Annotated in this window: 1 protein-coding gene; it reads left to right on the forward strand. The window is 69.9% G+C overall.

Translation table 11 applies throughout. The features are described 5' to 3' along the window. On the forward strand, positions 1–1,391 hold a 1,391-nt coding region (locus AB0J52_RS40665; protein ID WP_500188565.1), incomplete at both ends, for a PQQ-binding-like beta-propeller repeat protein.

Raw genomic sequence — 1,391 nt, forward strand, 5'->3', positions numbered from 1 at the left:
GTGGGCGACACGGTCTACGCGACCGGCAACTTCAGCAAGGCCCGGCCGCCGGGCACCAAGCCGGGCAACGCCAAGGAGGTCTCCCGGCAGAACCTTCTGGCGTTCAGCCTCAGCACCGGGAACCTCGTCACCTCGTTCAACCACCGGTTGAACGGCCAGGGCCTGCGGGTCGTGGCGTCGCCGGACGGTAAGCGCGTGTACGTCGGCGGCGAGTTCACGACTGTGGACGGCAAGGCGCACACCCGGCTCGCCGCGTTCGACACCAAGACCGGCAAGCTCGTCGACGCGTTCACTCCCGTGGTGTCGAACAAGGTCCGCGCGATCGCAGCCACGAACAGCACGGTGTACTTCGGCGGGAACTTCTTCAGCGTCAACGGCAAGGCACGCACCCGGCTCGCCGCGGTGCGGGCCACGGACGGCACGAACCTCGACACCTGGCGTCCGACCGCGGACGACGACGAGGTGTACGCGCTCGCGCTCGGCCCGGGCGGCAAGACGGTGCTGGTGGGAGGGCGCTTCCAGATGCTCGACGGCCAGGCGCGGGTCGGTGTCGGCGCGGTCGACGCGTCCAACGGCGCGCTCGCCCCGTGGAGCAGCCGTCCGATCCCGTCCCGGCAGGGCACGAACTTCTCGTACGTGACCGACCTGCAGGTGCAGGGCGACACGGTCTTCGGCGCGGCGGACGGCGAGGGCGGCCACTGGTTCGACGGCCGGTTCGCGGCCAAGGCCACGGGCGGTGACCTGGTCTGGCTGGACAACTGCTACGGCGCGACCTATTCGATGCTCCCACTGGGCAAGGCCGTGTACAGCGTCTCGCACGCGCACGACTGCTCGTCGCTCGGCGCGTTCAGAGACACCTCGCCGGTGACGTGGCACCGGACGCTCGCCGAGACGGCGGCCCCGGTGGGGCGGGACCAGAGCGAGCCGGGGAGCAACAGCAACTACCGCCAGCAGCCCGTCCCGGGGCTTCTGCACTGGTTCCCGACGCTGGCGCCCGGCTTGTTCACCAAGCAGTACCAGGCCGCGTGGGCGATCACCGGGAACTCCAACGTCATCGCGCTCGGCGGCGAGTTCCCGAGCGTGAACGGCAAGGCGCAGCAGGGCCTGGTCCGGTTCGCTCTGCGGGCCAAGGCTCCGAACAAGACCGGGCCGCGGAGCATCGACGCGCCGCGCGCGACGGTGTCGGGCGGCAAGGTCACGCTGCGCTGGACGGCGTCCTGGGACATGGACAACGCGAGCCTCACCTACGAGATCCTGCGCGACAAGGGCACCAAGCCGATCGGCAAGCTCACTCGCACGTCCACGTTCTGGAACACGCCGTCGCTGAGCTTCACCGACTCGTCCGCCCCGAAGGGCAAGCACACCTACAAGATCCGGGTGAAGGACGCGCT

It is taken from the genome of Spirillospora sp. NPDC049652 (assembly GCF_040675125.1).
In the GTDB taxonomy this organism is placed as follows: Bacteria; Actinomycetota; Actinomycetes; order Streptosporangiales; family Streptosporangiaceae; genus Spirillospora.